Annotated in this window: 4 protein-coding genes; all 4 read right to left on the bottom strand. The window is 64.6% G+C overall.

The window, feature by feature from the left end; all coding sequences use genetic code 11:
• A partial coding sequence (locus SSPN_RS56875) for a hypothetical protein (RefSeq protein ID WP_158309598.1) occupies positions 1–563 on the bottom strand: 563 nt, incomplete at its 3' end.
• A gap of 1,761 nt (positions 564–2,324) precedes the next feature.
• Positions 2,325–2,534: a hypothetical protein gene (locus SSPN_RS0119390; protein ID WP_148272009.1), complete on the bottom strand. Its 210-nt coding sequence runs from the start codon at positions 2,532–2,534 to the stop codon at positions 2,325–2,327.
• A 128-nt stretch (positions 2,535–2,662) separates the two neighbouring features.
• Complete coding sequence (locus SSPN_RS0119385; protein ID WP_148272008.1) at positions 2,663–16,837, bottom strand: hypothetical protein; 14,175 nt, start codon at positions 16,835–16,837, stop codon at positions 2,663–2,665.
• A gap of 319 nt (positions 16,838–17,156) precedes the next feature.
• On the bottom strand, positions 17,157–18,014 hold the full coding sequence (locus SSPN_RS0119380; protein WP_148272007.1) for a hypothetical protein: 858 nt from the start codon (positions 18,012–18,014) through the stop codon (positions 17,157–17,159).
• Positions 18,015–18,105 lie beyond the last annotated feature (91 nt).

The raw sequence follows: 18,105 nt of genomic DNA, 5'->3' as shown, positions 1-18,105 counted from the left end.
GCAACCTGATCCACCACCAAATCAAACGCCACCCGCTCCGGCGGCTTCACACCCACAAACTGCGGAGCGAACAACAGCGGACTCACCAGCTCCGCAGCAGCCAACTGCAACCTCGCCACCTCGACCTCCGACCAACCCTCCGACTCGGCAAACCTCTCCCAATCCACCGGCAACAGATCCAGATCGCCGGCGACATCCCGCTCACCAACACCGTCAAACCCCTCCCACGAGAATGGATCCCCCTCATCCTCAAAATCAGGAGACCAGTGATCCAGAACCCCATGACCACGCCACGCCTCCCCCCAAGCCCCGGTATCAACCCCAAACCCCTGCCGATGCACCCACTCCAGTCCTGCCTCAGCCGTCCTGGCCCCTCCCTCCTCTTGAGCCCGCACAACCCACTCATTCAACCGCGCCTTATCTATCGCAGGCCGCTGAACCCGCTTCGCCGTTCCCGCATCAGCACCCTGCTGCCCAGAGGCGGCCACATCACCCGCAGCCGACCCCTGGTTGGCGGTGGCCTGGACCGTCGACGGCCCAGCCTGCGACTCACCCGGATACACCTCCCCCTCCTCCCGCTCCGAGGCCCCATTCACCGGCGACAAACCCAGAACGCCGCCACCATCGCCCTCACCAACGCCCCTTTCCCACACGAATGGATCCTCGTCATCCTCAAAATCAGCAGACCAGTGATCCAGAACCCCACGACCACGCCACGCGTCCCCCCAAACATTTTTGTTAACCCCGAATCCTTGCCCACGCACCCATTCCAGTCCTGCCTCAAGCGTCTTGGCCCCTCCCTCCTGTTGAGCCCGCAGAACCCACTCATACAGCCGCTCCTTATCTACCCCAGGCCGCTGAACCTGCTTCTCCTTCCCAGTCGCAGCACGCCACGCCTCCCCCCAAGCCTTGGTGTGAACACCAATCCCCTGTCCACGCAGCCATCTCCGTCCTGCCGCAGCCGTCCTGGCCCCTCCCTCCTCTTGAGCCCGCGCAACCCACTCAGCACGCCACGCATCCCACCAAACCGTTTTCCTAATCGCGACCCCGGCACCACCCCATTCTCAGGTCCTGGCCGCAGCCGTCCTGGCCCCTCCCTCCTCTTTAGCCCGCGCAACCCACTCGTTCAACCGCTCCGGCCGCTGACCCCGCTTCCCCTTCCCAGTCGCAACACGCCACGCTTCCCCCCAAGCCCCATTGTGAACCCCAAACCCTTTTCCACGCGCCCATTTCAGTCCTGCCGTAGCCGTCTTGGCCCCTCCCTCGTTTTGAGCCCGCGCAACCCACTCCTTCAACCACGCCTCCTTATCTATCGCAGGCCGCCGTACCCACTTCGCCTTCCCCGCATCAGCATCCTGCTGCCCAGAGTCGGCCACACCACCCGCAGCCGACCCCTGGTTGGCGGTGCCCTTCCCCAAGCCCCGGTGTCAACCCCAAACCCCTGTCCACGCACCCATTCCAGTCCTGCCTTAGCCGTCCTGGCCCCTCCCTCCTCTTGAGCCCGCACAACCCACTCATACAACCGCGCCTTATCTAGCCCAGACCGCCAAACCCGCTTCTCCGTCCCAGCCGCAGCACGCCATGCCTCCCCCCAACTCCTGGTATCAACCCCAAGCCCCTGTCCATGCAACCATTTCAGTCCTGCCTCAGCCGTCCTGGCCCCTCCCTCCTCTTGAGCCCGCACAACCCACTCATTCAACCGCGCCTTATCTATCGCAGGCCGCTGAACCCGCTTCGCCGTTCCCGCATCAGCACCCTGCTGCCCAGAGGCGGCCACATCACCCGCAGCCGACCCCTCAGCCGTCTTGGCCCCTCCCTCCTGTTGAGCCCGCAGAACCCACTCATACACCCGCTTCTTATCTACCCCAGGCCGCCGAACCCGCTTCTCCTTCCCAGCCTCAGCACGCCACGCATCCCACCAAACATTTCTCTTAACCCCGAGCCCCTGTCCACGCGCCCATTTCAGTCCTGCCGCAGCCGTCCTGGCCCTACCCTCCGCTTGAGCCCGTACAACCCACTCATTCAACCGGTCCTTAGCTACCCCAGGCCGCTGAACCTGCTTCCCCTTCCCAGCCGCAGCACGCCACGCATCCGCCAGCAACATCCCGCTCGCCAACACCGTCGGACGCCTCCCACGAGACTGGATCCTCGTCATCCTCAAGATCAGCAGACCAGTGATCCAGAACCCCACGACCACGCCACGCCTCCCCCCAAGCCCCGGTGTCAACCCCAAACCCCTGTCCACGCACCCATTCCAGTCCTGCCTTAGCCGTCCTGGCCCCTCCCTCCTCTTGAGCCCGCACAACCCACTCATACAACCGCGCCTACAGCGGACTCACCAGCTCCGCAGCAGCCAACTGCAACCTCGCCACCTCGACCTCCGACCAACCCTCCGACTCGGCAAACCTCTCCCAATCCACCGGCAACAGATCCAGATCGCCGGCGACATCCCGCTCACCAACACCGTCAAACCCCTCCCACGAGAATGGATCCCCCTCATCCTCAAAATCAGGAGACCAGTACCCCATGACCACGCCACGCCTCCCCCCAAGCCCCGGTATCAACCCCAAACCCCTGCCGATGCACCCACTCCAGTCCTGCCTCAACCGTCTCCGCCCCTCCCACCTGTTGAGCCAGCACAACCCACTCCTTCAACCGCTCCTTAGATCCTGGGCAGCAGCGCGGCGGCGTCCTCATCGTCGGTGTGGGGTGTCCAGACCTCCGGGAGCGTGGCCGGTGCTGGGAGGGGTGTGTGGGTGGGTGGGGCCGAGGCGGGTGGGGCCGGGGCGGGTGGGGGTCCGGGCAGGTTCTTCGCGGCTGCCTGGGTGGACTCCACAGCGAAGTACCCGCCGTTGTCGATGGTCACCTCGACTTCGGACAGTTTTCCTGGCAGGGCGGAGAAAAGGAAACGATGTTCGGTCCGGTCGGTGAGTGTGTAGATCGCTTTCCCGGCGCGGTAGACGTGGTAGGTGCCTTTCTTCTCGGTGGTGATCTCGCGGGTGGTGCCGCGGGTGGAGATCTGCACGCGTGGGTTCGACCAGGTGCCCGACGCCCCGCCGGAGGGGTCGAGTGTGCTGGTCTCGCCGGGAAGGAGCAGGTCCCCGCTGAGTTTGCCGTATTTATCGGTGTTCGCTCCGGACGCGCCGGCGTCCATCGTGGCCAGCCCGAGCAGCGCCGCGGTGCTCTTGCCGGTGTCGGAGTGGGTGAGTTCCTGCTCGGATTTCTGTTCCTGGGACAGCTCGCCGGTCGCGGTGAAGGAATCGACGTACTCGACCTCGGCGAACCGCAGGCGCACCGCGAGACCATGCTCGTCGTCCCAGACCATCCCGGTCTCGATCATCGCGGGGAACAGCACCGGGTCCCGCAGCAGCTCCGGTGTCATCGCGGTCAGGCCTTCTTCCCCGCCGAGCTGCCACAGCAGCTGCGCGGGCAGGGTCGCCGGGCGGATCCAGCCGTGACCGGCCGGCGCGCGCAGCGACAGTTGCGCACTGTCGGGGTCGGTGTCATCGGCGGGCTGCGGTGCGGGATGCGCCAGCACCGCGGCCAGCCAGGGAAACAACCGTTCGCTGCCGGGTAGTGCCAGCGGGATGACGTCCACCCCCCGCAGATCCCGCGGCAGCGGCCCCAGGTTGCTCGCGCCGCCCGCGGGCACGAGCCGGCCGCTGATACGCACCGGGCGTGGTACCGGCGGTGTGGTCGTGGTCAGGCCCCCCGGGATGGTGAACAGCGCCGTGCCCTCGCCGGTGAACCGCCGCTGGAGCGGGGCCCGGGTGTCCTCCCGCATCGCCGCCCACATCTCGATCCCCCGCTTCGGCGCGGTCAGCAGCACGGTGTTGAGCACCGCGTTGGGGGTCCACGCCCGGTACATCTCGACCTGGAACCAGGTCGGCCAGGTATAGGAATACGCGACCGCGTCGGTCCCGAGCACCCGCGATTTGAACGTCTCGCTTTCGGTGTCACGCCGGCCACGCGACCATTCCCTGCCATAACCCACCTGCGGGTGCGCGCCCGCCCGCCGCGTGTTACCCGCGAACTTACGGGCCACGAGCAGACCCACATCACCCCCGCCGCCGCCTGAGCGGGACACCGTCCGCCCCCATTTCTCGGTGTTCAGGAACGACGTGTCGGACTTGATCTCCTTGTCCGGTGTGGCCAGGGCATCCGGGGCGTACCGGGCACGAACGACGAACTCGATCGTTTCCGTGCCACCCCGATACGACCGGGCCGCCAGCAACGACGTCCCCGACGTCACCGAATGCCCGAACCGGGCACCCAACGCCGAGCCCGATGCCAGTTTCTCCACCGACCCCGCGATCCCGGTCGGGACCTCCAGCCAGCGACCCGAACCGAAACCGGGAGCATGCTCGGAAATCATGCTCTTGATCAGCCCAGCGACCTCGTGACCGTGGGAGATCTCGGTGACGATGGTCGGGCCCAGCGCCGCACCGGAAAGCACGAACTCCGGAGGATAACGCACCTCCGTCACCGGTTTCGGCTTCGCCGCCACCCCCTCGGGCAGGCCGAGATGCCGGGTCCGCGGGGGCTGCCCCACCACTGCCGGTTCCCGGACCGGGTGGGTATGCAACCGCTGCGCGACAGCGTCGGAGAGCAGGAACTCGACACCCCCGTTGACCGCGACCCGCTCCGTCGTCCCCACCGCGTCCGAGACCCCGTAACTGGTGACCTCGAACACCCCATGCGCCCGGTACAGGTGCGTCGGCCCGCTCGTCCTGCCGATCCGCCGGCGCGCGGTCCCCAGACCGTACGCGGTTGCGCTGTCCTCGCTGAACTTTCCCCGGCCGGTCAACGACGGAACCACATACGCCCGGCTCGACGCGCCCCCGAACAGCATCCACGCCGACCCACGCAACCGCCCCTCCCAGCCCCTACCCCGCATCTCCTGACCATCCAGCTTCAACCCGCCCTCGGCGCCCACCTCCAGATTCAGCTTGGCCGCAGCGGTCCCGACCGGACGCACATCGAACAACCGCAACCGCACCCGGCCCCCGGCCACCGGCACCCCACCCGGCCCCACCAACTCATCGAACTGCGCTTCCAGCGAATCCTCACCAGCGGTGTCCTGGTGTGCCGCACCCGCAAGACCCCGCAGCCGGGCTTCGATCGGCTCACTCAAGACCGTCGACGGTGTCGCCACACCCTGCGGCATCAGGAACTCGACGTTCACCTCAAACGGGTTACCGTCCTGATCGTCATAATCGAAATCCCTGACGACCGCACCGAGACCGCTTAGATCACCCTGCGGGGTCGTGGGCGCCAACGGCTCCGGAACCAGCACCCGCGCCCAACCGGCGACCGTGCCGGTCGCCGTCGTCGCACCACCGATCGTCGAAACAACCCCGAAACTCCCGACAGTGTCCGAGTCACTATCGGCGGTCAGGAAATCACCGGACAGTATGTCCAGCTCGATATCACTGCCGCCGGGCACACCAGAACGGTCCGCCCGCCCACCGAACAGACCCAGCCGGCGATACCACGGCCGCACCCACCCGGCCCCCGGCTCCACGTGCCCGGTCTCCGAGTCCACCCGCTCGGTCTCCGAGTCCGCCCGCCCGGTCCACGCCTCCGGCTGCCCGGCCCGCGACTCCACATGCTCGGTCCACGGCTCCGCCCGCTCCGACTCCACCTGCTCGACCTGCGACCCCGCCTGCCCGGTCTGCGGCTGGGGCTGCTGGGGCTGCGGGATGCTGTCCTTTACCGACACCGAGATCGACCAGGTCACCAGCCGGTCAAAGGTGACCGCGGGCCCCACGAACCTCGCCCGCCGGTGAACCTTGTGACTCTGCCCGAGAGTGCTGCTGTAACCATGCGAGAACTGCGCCGACACACTCGCGAGGAAACCCAGAGTCCGCCAGAAATCCTGCCGCTGGGTACCGATCGTGGCACCCGACTCGACACCGACCCGGTGCTTCGTACCGGCCTTCGCCTTCACCTCCCCCCGGATCGTGTTCCTCGCGGTGGCATCCACATTGGTCTTCCCGACCCTGCCGGTCCCGACCAGCGCACCCAACTCCGGCCTGACCTCGATCGTCACCAACCGGTCCCCGATCCGGACCGTCTCACTAGCACCACGCAACTCCCCACTGAACTCCCCGAACAACCCCGGCGCACCGAACGCCGACGACAACACCGTCTCCACCACCGACCGCATGTCATGGTTCAACGACCTCAGCTCATCCCCCACCACCTCACGCACCATCCGCCGCACTTCCGGAAGCACCCGCTCGATCCCCGGCGCCCGGTCCACCACACCACCACCGGTACTCTTACCCGCCGCCAGCAGGTCCGGCTGCCGACGCTGACCCACCGGAATCGTGATCTCCGGACGCTGACCGAAATCAGCCACGATCGACAACGCCAACCGCTCCGCGCTACCGGCAACCCGCCCCGCATCCCGCTTCCCCGCACCGATCTCCCCCACCGACCCGCTCACACCCGAACCCACCCGATCCACCAGATCACGGAAATCCCGACGCTCCCGCAACCCCGCAGGAACCACCAAGCCCTCCCCCCGCGCGCCCCGCTCCTCCGCGACCCGCAAAGCCGAATACGCCGCGGAAATCTCCTCAAGCCGAGCGAATTCCTCCACCGGCATCCACAAAAACACCTTCTCCCCCACGGTATCCGAACCCTCCAACTCCGGATCCGTGGAAAACCGCTCCACCCGCACATCCAGCACCGCCTCCACCAGCACCGCATCACCCTCGACACTGGCCACGGTCTTCGTCCCCGCACTGGAACCCAGAACCTGCGTCAGCGTCTCACCCGACTCCGCCGCACCCGACACCGTCAACGGCGTGACCATCGTGTACGCGCCCAGACCACGCCGCTGCTCGTCCAGTTCGGTCGCCAGCCCAGGACCCACACTCACCGACGCCTCAGCACTCGCCGACCGCACCACACTGGAATCCGATTTCCGATCCCCACCAGCGATCTGCCGCAGATTCACATCCGGGACAACACGACCGTCCACCCGCCGCACCGACCGCAACTCCGCGGACACCTCCAGCGACACCGTGTTCAGCCTCGCACCCGGCAACCGCAACGGACTCGACCGGTAACCCCCACCGGTGATCTCCCCGAACTTCACGATCACCGCGTCCTCGGCCAGCTCACGCGACACCGAATCACGAACCTCCACACCCGCCTTCGGCAACGGCAACCCACCCAGCACCCGCTCACGGATCCCCCGCACCGCCGCGGCCTGCGGCACCACGAACACCTCATGCAACGCCGAAGCCGGAACAGGCAACACCGCCCCACCCAGACCCGGGTTCACCACCGCCGGCGGCGTGTCCTCCCCGTAAAAACGGATCAGCGCCACATCACTGATCACCTCGCTCCGATACGTCCGCGGCGGATCCCCTCCCTCCCGCACATCGATCACGAACCGGCCATCCACAACGAAATGCCGCTCCGGAACCTGAACACTCTGCCGCTCAGCGGGCCGGCTGTTGATCCCCCGGGAAAACTCCGTCGTCGACACGACATTCCGCTGCTCGTTGGTCCCCAACGACGGCCGCACCGAAGGATTGAACACCCAACTCCGAGCCACACCACGAGTCGCCGCACCCAGCATATTCGGCATCACAGCAGGCAAAACATACTGCGGGCCCCCTTCCTGCCCGACCGTCCGGCTCGCATCAGCCGAGCGAATACCCCACTCAGTGAACCCCTCCCCCTTCACCAAAGGCACCGGCACCGCCGCAGTACGCTCAAACCTCAGATGCAACTCACGGGAACCGGCCTCGAACCGAATGCCCTCATCAGCAACACGCCGCAACGTCCTCGCGACCTGGGCCTCGGAGAACAACTCCTCAACCACCCCCCGCGCAGCCTCCCGCACACCCTCCGGCAAAGCCGCAAGAACATCCTCCGCATCCACCCTGCCCGCCTTCCAGACCTTCCCACTACCCATCGCACCCTCGGCCACATACGACGGCAGATCAACCTGCCGCACCGTCACATCCGCACGATCAGCCGCCACCCGAGCCGCAGCCACCGCCCTGACAGCCGAATCCACCGCTTCCGCAGTAGCACCACGCTCGTTCTCCACCCGGACACCGACCTCCGCGACACGATCACCCGCCTCCCGATCCGCCACAACCAGCCCGTCAACCCGCTCCCGCACAACAGCGAACTCAGCACCAGCAACCTCCACCCGCGCCGCCGCATCGACACGCTGGGCAAGCAACGCATCCCGCGCAGGCCCCTCGTCCTCGTGCTGGTCCCGCAGAAGCCGCACCTTCTCACGGGCCCCCCCTAAAGCCGCCCGTTTCTGAATCAGGTCCTGCCGGGCCGCATCAAGCTCGGCACGCAAGTCGGCCTGCCACTGCCTGGCCGCCATCAGGTCTCGCTGCGCGGCCGTCAACCTCTCCGCTTGCCGCTGAGCACGCCCCACACTCCCTGCGGCCGAGGTGGACTCCTCCGTCACCGCCTTGAGCAACGCATCGGTCTCAGCGGAATCAGCCGCCGTCACGGTCGTCGGCGGCACCTCCGGCACGGGCACATCCACCAAGCTGTAGATCTGACTGAGCTGGTCACCAGCAGTCGTGATCTCACGCCGCGCTTCGGCCACTTGCGCGGCCTGGCCGGATTCCCGCAGCAAAGCCAGATCCGCCAGCGGCTCCGCACGGAACCGCGCCGTCTCCGCCCGCAGGTGCACCCAGTGAGGACTCAGCCCAGGCAAGCCCGACGGCAAAGAAACATCAGAAGGACTCTGGCCTCGCGGCCACTCACCACTCCGGGTCGTCTCCCAGGCACCCTGCGAAACCGTCTCCGCCCGCAGGTGCACCCAGTGAGGACTCAGCCCAGGCAAGCCCGACGGCAAAGAAACATCAGAAGGACTCTGGCCTCGCGGCCACTCACCACTCCGGGTCGTCTCCCAGGCACCCTGCGAATAGTCAGGACGCATCATGGAGTGCTCATCCAAGTGCCAACCACCAACCATCGAGGCAAACGGCGTGGTTTCCGGACCGAACCACACAATGCCCCGCGTCCAGATCACCTCAACACCCGACGCCTCATCCAGCGCCTGCGCGAACTCCTCCGAGACCCCACAGGCATACAACCGGATCGACCGCTGCCCGCCCATTTCCGACCGAACTAAACCAGCCAACTGCTGGGCATCCGCACTCTCGCCGCCGATAAGCACTCCACCTCGTCCATCACCTTTCACCACCACCGCCAACACGCCATCCTCAACCGGCAAACCACGCGTTACAACACGGAGGTCCTCCCCCAAATCGGACGGCGACACCGCAATCCCCGCCGGAATCTCCGCTACGTCCCAACCCACCGCCTGCTCAGACACTCCACTGTCACGAAGCGCCGACACTGCCGACGGCAACGGAACGTCCGGCATCACAACCTCAGCCGACTCAGCCCCCACCAAACTCCCGACAGCAGAAGAAGAATCTCCCTCACCAGACACCGACTCCTGCGCGTCCCGCAACCACTCCTCAGCCGCCCGCATCCCCCGCAACCTCGACCCAATCCGCTGCAACTCCACCGGGGTCCAGCTTTCCTGCTGCACCGCCGCCCTCGCAACCGCGACCTGAGCACGCACATCCGGACGGAAATCCGCTGGCAACGCCGCCAAATGCTCCTCCATACGCCCGACCAACCCCGCCAACTCAACAACCTCAGCCGGCTTAACAACCTCAGCCGACTCAGCCCCCGCCAAACTCCCAACAGCAGACAAAGAATCTCCCCCACCAGACACCAACCCCTGCGCGTCCCGCAACCACTCCTCAGCCGCCCGCATCCCCCGCAACCTCGACCCAATCCGCTGCAACTCCACCGGGGTCCAGCCTTCCTGCTGCACCGCCGCCCTCGCAACCGCGACCTGAGCACGCACATCCGGACGGAAATCCGCTGGCAACGCCGCCAAATGCTCCTCCATACGCCCGACCAACCCCGCCAACTCAACAACCTCAGCCGGCTTAACAACCTCAGCCGACTCAGCCCCCGCCAAACTCCCAACAGCAGACGAAGACCCTTCCTCACCAGACAACGCCGCAACCCGCCGCTCCGCAGCGACCCGAGCAGCCTCCAGCTTCGACTCGATCTTGCTTAACCTCGCCTGGTTCGCCTGGATACGATTCTGCAGCCCTTTCCGCTGGCTCCACAAACCCGCATCCGACTCTGGCAATGCCTCCAACGAAGCCTGGCTGGACTTATCCTCCTCCAACAACGCCCGCAACTGCGCAGCCCGCTTACGGCGCCTGCTGTTACGAATTATCTGCCTTTCTTTATCCCGCCCGATACTGTCCCGGTACCTGTTCTGCGCTGCTAAATGGGCTACTCTCTCGGCCTCCTTGGCGCCCGCAATCGCGTTCAACTCCGTCTGCGTATTCTCTTTGCTCTTCTGTAGCGCCTCCCACTGCGCCCGATTAGCCGCATCCGCATCCGACAAGTCCGCCCAATCCGCCTGCAGAACCGACTCCCACTGCCTCCGCCTAGCCGCATCCGCATCCGACAACTCCTCCCAATCCGCCTGCAGAACCGATTCCGGCAGCCCCGCCAACGAAGCCTGGCTAGACGTAGCCGTCTCCAGCGACGCCTCCAGCTGCTTAACCCGCTCAACCAACGCCGCCTTCCGGTGGGCTCTCTTCGCCCTGAGATTTGCCGCGTCCCTAGCCCTCTCTTCCGCAGACTTCTGGCGTCGTCGTGATGTGCCCGTCCACTTGATCACCGGGGTCGGGTGTGCTTCCTCCGCATAACGGCGCACAGTCGAGCCGTTGACCCCCGCCCGCAACTCCGAACCGTGCTCGACCAACCCCCCGTCGGAAGAACGGAGGAACCAACGGCCAGTTCCCTCGCCATTGACGAACTTCGGCAACACGCGACCATCGAGCGTCACAATCGTTTCCGTAGCGTGAATCGCAGCATCGTCGGTCTGCCACACGTCGACATCAGTCACCCACAACTTCTCCGCGCCCAACGCGTCCGCGAACCGATCCGCAAACGAGGCCCCACCCTCCACCGGCCGTCGCAACGCACCACAACCCAAAAACGCGACAGGCAAGCCCGGCACAAAACGCTTGTCCGCTCGCACCCGCTTAGCGAAATCCTCAGGCGTTTCCAATCGGCCGTCCGGCAACACCGCCCACTCATCCGGGCTCACATGCGCACCCACCACCTGCACACCCCGCAAACCTCGCGCCCCCCTCACCGCGCGCTCAACCATCCAGCTATCACCCTCCAAAAACATCACCGGCTCCACACGCAACCACTGCTCGGCCGCCCGCATCCCCCGCAGCTTCGAACCCATCCGCTGAAGCTGCTCCGGGCTCCAGCTTTCCTGCTGCACCGCCGCCCTCGCAGTCGCGATCTGGGCACGCACATCCGGACGGAAATCCGCCGGCAACCCCGCCAAACTCTCCTCCACACGCCCAATCAACCCCTCCAACTCAACAACCACAGCCGGCTTAACAACCGCCGTATTCCCCGCCTGAATCTGCTCCGACCGAGAATTCTGCAAATACTCCTCGACCGCCGCCCGCAGCCCCTCCACCTTCGGCCCGATCTGCCGTAGCTCCTCCGGGGTCCAGCTTTCCTGCTGCACCGCATTCCTCAACTCCGCGACCTGGGCACGCACATCTGGACGGAAATCCGCCGGCAATGCCGCCAAATGCTCCTCCATACGCCCGACCAACCCCGCCAATTCAACGGCCGAAGCCGGCGTAGCCGCCGGCATGCTCCCGGCAGCAGACGATTCCGCAACCGGCCTCTCCTGAGCAGCCAACTCCACCTGCACCGCCGCGATACGCCCCGGCAGCGCCTCCCACTCCTTCCGCAGACCTGCCTGCGTCTCCGACAACGCATCCGGGTCCACTTGCAGAACCCACTTCCACGCCTGCAACGCCCCCAACGCCGCCTGCCGAGCCTGAAGCTGCTCCAGCGCCCCCCGCAACCGCGCAACCCGCGATTCCCGCTCCTCCTTCTGAGCCTTCTGCGCCTTCTCCGCCTTCTGCGCCTTCTGAGCGATAAGCTGCTCTACCGACGCCTCCACCACCGCAAGCCGCTCATCCAAACTCTTCTCCTCGGCTCCGGCGTGGATGGTCAGTCCGGTGCCCTCCGTACCCAGGCTTTCCGCCAGCGACTGGGAAAACTCCACAACCTGGTCCTGATGATCATCGCCGAGCTCGTGGTGCTTGGCCGCGACCAGCGCCACCACATCCTCCAGCGACACGGCAGCATCCCCACGAGCCAACCCCTCGATGTCATGCGTGCCGTGCACAATCCGCCGCGCCGCCAATTCGTCATCACCAGACCAGCCCACCTCCCTCGCTCGACCGATCTCCCCACGCACATCCGCCACCGACGACTTCAACGACGACACACTGCCGCGCGAATCGCCCAAATCAAGCCAAGACTCCGACACGTCCGAATCCGACGACGACTCCATCGACTCCAACGAGTCGCCAGCCAGGAACTCCTCATCGGACCGCGCACTCCGACCACCAAACTCCCGCAATCCACTGGAGCGGTGCGATTCCGACGGCTCCGCGTCTCCCCTCAAGCGATCAAGCCGCTCCAGCAACTCTGCCCGTTCCGCCTCGTCGGAGACGCTCTCGGTGTCGTCGGTCTCCGCATCACTCGATACATCCTCAGTGGACTCCGACAGCAAGTCCCTGCCCGGCTCCGGCCCCGCGCCCGCAATCACGGCCGATGCCGCGACCTTCAGATGATGCAGTCGCTCCAGGAACGGCAGCCGATTCCATATCTGACCGCCATTCGTCAGCAGCCGATGCGCGACCGCCTTCCGCGATTGATCATCCTGCACTCCCCCAAAGTGCAGGTCTACGTAAGCGAACGCACGGCCCACATGATCTCGACCGTGCAGAGCTTCCAACTGCCCTAACCCGTCGTCTGCCGCCTCGAAAATCTTCCACATTTCCCACATCGCGTTATTTCGTCGCCGCTCCCGCACCTCCCGAGCAGCAGCGGCAGCTTCCTCTGCCCGACGACGGATCGTCTTGACATGCAACTGCGGCTTAATATCCAACCACTGCTTGATCTTGCTTTCATATTCGTTCCACAGGTTAGTGCCTGTCTCCGGCCCCGCCTCCGCCATAATCTGCCGCAGAGACTCCACCGAATCTTTCAAATCGGAGGTCAGCTGGCGCTTGACATCACGAAGAACATCGCGAACCCATTCCCGAGATCTGTTGAACTGATCTCCCCAATCGGGGGCGTCGGAATCCTCGCGGAGCGCGTCCTCACGTGCCGCGTTCTGCAGCATCCGTTCGACAGCATGATCGTCCGGCAAACCGCTAAGCGCCTTGCCAACCGCCATGCGCCGCCATTTCACCTGCCGTTCTTTAGATCTCTCGTTTCCAGGCTCCTGGGGCGCCGAGCCGGAAAGCAAGTTGTCGGCAGTACTCGGGTCCGCACCGCTACTCAGGTCACCAGCCAGGTAACGGACCAGTTTCGACCGCAACTCCCGCGACTGCTGATCACCCTGCGGGTTCGGCAGGTTCGGCGGGGTCGTCATCAACTCGTGTGCCATCACATCCCGGAACTCCTTGAGTTTCCCCCCGGCCAACTGCCGCAACGCCATACCGGCATCCGCGAACGTCCGATTTACCGAATCAATCCGATGAATAACGCTAGGCTCTAGCTCATCATCGACCCCGCGCACCATCGGGGCACGATCCCGCCGCAACGGTGTCGGGTCATTTTGGCTCTGCTCCCGCTCCCCCCGAAGAACAGCGGCAGCTTCCTCTACTTCCGCTACCCAACGACGGATCGTATTGGCTGGCTCGTTTTCAGGTTCCGACCACTTCGCGATCTTGGCTTCATATTTGTTCCGCTGGTCAGTGTCTGCCTCCGCCTCCGCCAAAGTCTGCCGCAGCGACCCCACCGCAGCTACCAAATCTGAGCGCAGCTGCTGCCTGACATCATCAAGAACTTTGCGAGTCCATTCAGCACCCCTGTTGAACCGAGCCCTCAAGGTTTCCTTGCTGTAATCCTCGCGGAGTGCGTCCGCAAATGCCTCCTTTCGCAGCACCCAGTTGACAGCAACATCGTCCGGCAAACCACTAAGCGTCTTGCCAACCGCCACGCGCCGCAGATACGTCCGCATTGCCTCAGATCTCGCGTTTCCAGGCAACGGGGCCATCGCGGCGGAAAGCAAGCCCTCGGCAGCACTCAAGTCCGGACCGCCACCCAGGTCACCAGACAGGTAACGGACCAGTTTCGACCGCAAGTCCTGCACCTGCTGGGCATCCCGCGGGTTCGTCATCAACTCGTGTGCCATCACATCCCGGAACGGCTGCGACTCTTTGAGAGACCCCAAGACCTCGTCCGCGGCAGCGTACAAACCGTCCACGACACCTTGACCTTGCTGGTCGGCCAACTGCCGCAACGCCCTACCGGCATCCGCGAACGTCCGCCTTACCGAAACAACCTCAGAAATAACGCGCAGCGCTGGATCATCATCGACCCCGCGCACCATCGGGGCCACAACCTCCGCCTGATTCCCACCATGATCCGCCTGCCTACGCGTCTCTTCCGCTCTCGCCTCCTCGAATGCGCCGGGCGGCAAACCACTCACCGCCACGCCGAAATCAGGGTCACCGGCCAGGTAACCGGCCAGTTCCCCCCGCACCGCCTGAGCACCACGCCAGTCACCCGGATGCTCACCCAACCACTGCGCCAACACAACCCGGAACCGCCCGGACACCGCCAGCGGCCCCAAAATCCCGTCCGCATCAGCCAACAACCGGTCCACAGCACCACGACCCGCAATCCCGGCCCACTCATCCAACTGCGCCTCGGCCCGCTCGTACCGCTTATCACCACGCCAGTCACCCGGATGCTCACCCAACCACTGCGCCAACACAACCCGGAACCGCTCCGACACCTTCAGCGGCCCCAAAATCCCGTCCGCATCAGCCAACAACCGGGCCACCGCACCACCACCCGCAATCCGGTCCCACTCATCCAACTGCGCCTGGGCCCGCTCGTACCGCTCATCCCAGTCCCGCACCGCCAACTCACGTAGTTTTCGATTCAACTCCACGGTGCCCTCGCCATCCCCCGGATGACTCAGAATGTGGTGCGCCATCACATTCCGCAGACCCTCATGGCCTCCAAGAGCTCCCATGCTCGACTGCACTTCAACCATCAATTGGTCGACTGGCAGCCCCTGCTCGCGCATACTGTCCAGCCCAGCGTTCGCGTTACCGATCAACTCACTCAGCTCGGCTGCCGCAGAAGACTCCCCTGAGCGCCCCGCTGCCTGATCCTCCGGTGCCGCGAGCTTCAGATGATGCAGTCGCTGCAGGAACGCCTGCGCATCCGCTATCTGACCACCATTCGTCAGCAGCCGATGCGCGACCGCCTTCCGCGATTGATCATCCTGCATTCCCCCGAAGTGCAGGTCTACGTAAGCGAACGCACGGCCCACATGATCTCGACCGTGCAGAGCTTCCAACTGCGCTAACCCGTCGTCTGCTGCCGTGAAAATCTCCCGCAATTCCCAAGTCGCGTTAGTTCGACGCAGCCACCCAACAGCAGCGACAGCTTGCTTTGCTCGGGTGCGGATCGTGTTGACACGAACCCCTTTTAGATCCGACCACTTCGCGATCTTGTCTTCATATTCTTTCCGCAGTTCAGGGTCTGTCGCCGCCTCCGCCAAAATCTGCCGCAGGGACCCCACCGCAGCTTGCAAATCGGCGATCAGCTGCGGCTTGAGATCATCAAAAACTTTGCGGCCCCAATCCTCAGACCTGTTGAACCGATTTCCCAAATCGGCGGTGGTGTAATCCCTGTGAAGCGCGTCTTCTAATGCCTCGTTTCGCAGCACCCGTTTGACAGCAGCATCGTCCGGCAAACCACTAAGCGCCTTGCCAACCGCCACGCGCCGCCGATACACCTGCATTGCGTCAGATAGACTGCGTCCAAGCCCCGGGGCCACTGTGGCGGAAAGCAAGTCCTCGGCACTCAAGTCCGCACCGCCACCCAGGTCACCAGACAGGTAACGGACCAGTTTCCACCGCAAGTCCTGCACCTGCTGATCATCCCGCGGGTTCGTCAGCAACTCGTGTGCCATCACATCCCGGAACGGCCGTGACTCCTTAAGAGACCCCAAGACCTCGTCCGCGGCAGCGTACAAACCGTCCACGACACCTTGACCTTGCTGGTCGGCCAACTGCCGCAACGCCCTACCGGCATCCGCGAACGTCCGCCTTACTGAACTAACCTCAGAAATAACGCGCAGCGCTGGATCATCATCGAGCCCGCGCACCATCGAGACAGCAATGGCCCCAGCGTCCGCCTGATTCCCAGCACCACCCCCCTGCCAACGCTGCTCTTCCGCTCTCACCGCCTCGAACACGTCGCGAGTCAAACCACTCACCGCCAGGCCAATGACAGGGTCACCCGCCAGGTAACCGGCCAGTTCCCCCCGCACCGCCTGGGCACCGCGCCAGTCACCCGGATGCTCACCCAACCACTGCGCCAGCACAACCCGGAACCGCCGCGACACCTTCAGCGGCCCCAAAACCCCGTCCGCATCAGCCAACAAGCCGGCCACAACCTCACGACCCGCAATCCCGGCCCACTCATCCAACTGCGCCTCGGCCAGCTTGTACCGCTTATCCCAGTCCCGCACAGCCGTCAAATTATGTAGTTGGCGCTGCTCCCGCAACACCGGAACAGCGGCGGCAGCTTCCCCTGCCCGGCGGTGGATCTCGTTGACCCCCGTATGCTGATTAATAGGCAACCACATCGCGATCTTGGCTTCATATTCGATCCGCAGGCCAGTGGTTGTCTCCGCCTCCGCCAAAATCTGCCGCAGAGAATTCACCGAAGCTTCCAAATCGGATGTCAGCTTCCTCCTGACCTCACCAATAATTGGGGCGGCCCATGTCTTCCCCCTATTGAACCGAACTTCCAAATCGAGCCTGGTGTCGTAACGCCCAAGGAGCCCCTCCGCACGTGCCTCGTCTCGCAGCAACCGTTCGACAGCAGCATCGTCCCGCAAACCACTAAGCGCCTTGCCAATCGCCACGCGCCGGTGATAGCTCTGCCTCCCTCTAGACGCGACCGCGTCTATTCCAGGGACCGCGGTCACCGTGGCAGAAAGCAAGTTGTCAGCGGAACTCGAGTCCGCACCGCCACTCAGGTCACCAGCCAGGTAACGGACCAGTTTCCCCCGCAACTCCTGCACCTGCTGATCCCGCAGTTTCGGCGGGCTCGTCATCAACTCGTGTGCCATCACGATAAAGCCGCTGCAGCAACTCTGCCCGTTCCGCCTCGTCGAAGACGCTCTCGGCGTCGTCGATCTCCGCATCACCCGACACATTCTCAGCGGACTCCGACAGCAACTCCCTACCTGGCTCCGGCCCCGCGCCCGCAATCACGGCCGATGCCGCGACCTTCAGCTGATGCAGCCGCTCCAGGAACGCCTGCGCATCCCATATCTGACCGCCATTCGTCAGCAGCCGATGCGCGACCGCATCCCGCATTTGATCATCCTGCACTCCACCGAAGCGCAGATTGAACTCGCGGACCACCACATGATCTCGACCGTGCAGAACTTTCAGCCGCTCTAACCCGCCGTCTGCTGCCTCGAAAATCTCCCGCAATTCCTGTATCGCGTTATTTCGGCGCTGCTCCCGCAATCTCTGGACAGCAGCGACAGCTTGCTCTGCCCGGCTGCGGATCTCTTTGAGCTTCGTCTGCGAATGAATATTCAACCAGTTTCTGATCTTGGCTTCATATTCGTTCCGCTGGTCAGTGTCGGACTCCGCCTCCGCCAAAATCTGCCGCAGCGACCCCACCGCAGCTTCCAAATCGGAGATCAGCTGGCCCTTGACCTCAACAACAACTTTGTTAGCCCAATTCTTAGATCTGTTGAACCGAGCCCCCAAAGCGACGGCGTTGTAACTCCCGCGAAGCGCCTCCTCATGCGCCTCGATTCGCAGCACCCGTTCGACAGCAGCATCGTCCGGCAAACCACTAAGCGCCAGGGCAACGGCCACGCGCCGCACTAGCATCTGCTGTCCTTCAGACTTCTTGTCTCCAGAGATCGGAGTCGCCGTGGCGGAAAGCAAGTTGTCGGCAGTAGTCGGG

The organism is Saccharopolyspora spinosa NRRL 18395 (genome assembly GCF_000194155.1).
GTDB classification, from domain to species: Bacteria; Actinomycetota; Actinomycetes; order Mycobacteriales; family Pseudonocardiaceae; genus Saccharopolyspora; species Saccharopolyspora spinosa.
This window is presented reverse-complemented; position numbering and strand designations above follow the sequence as displayed.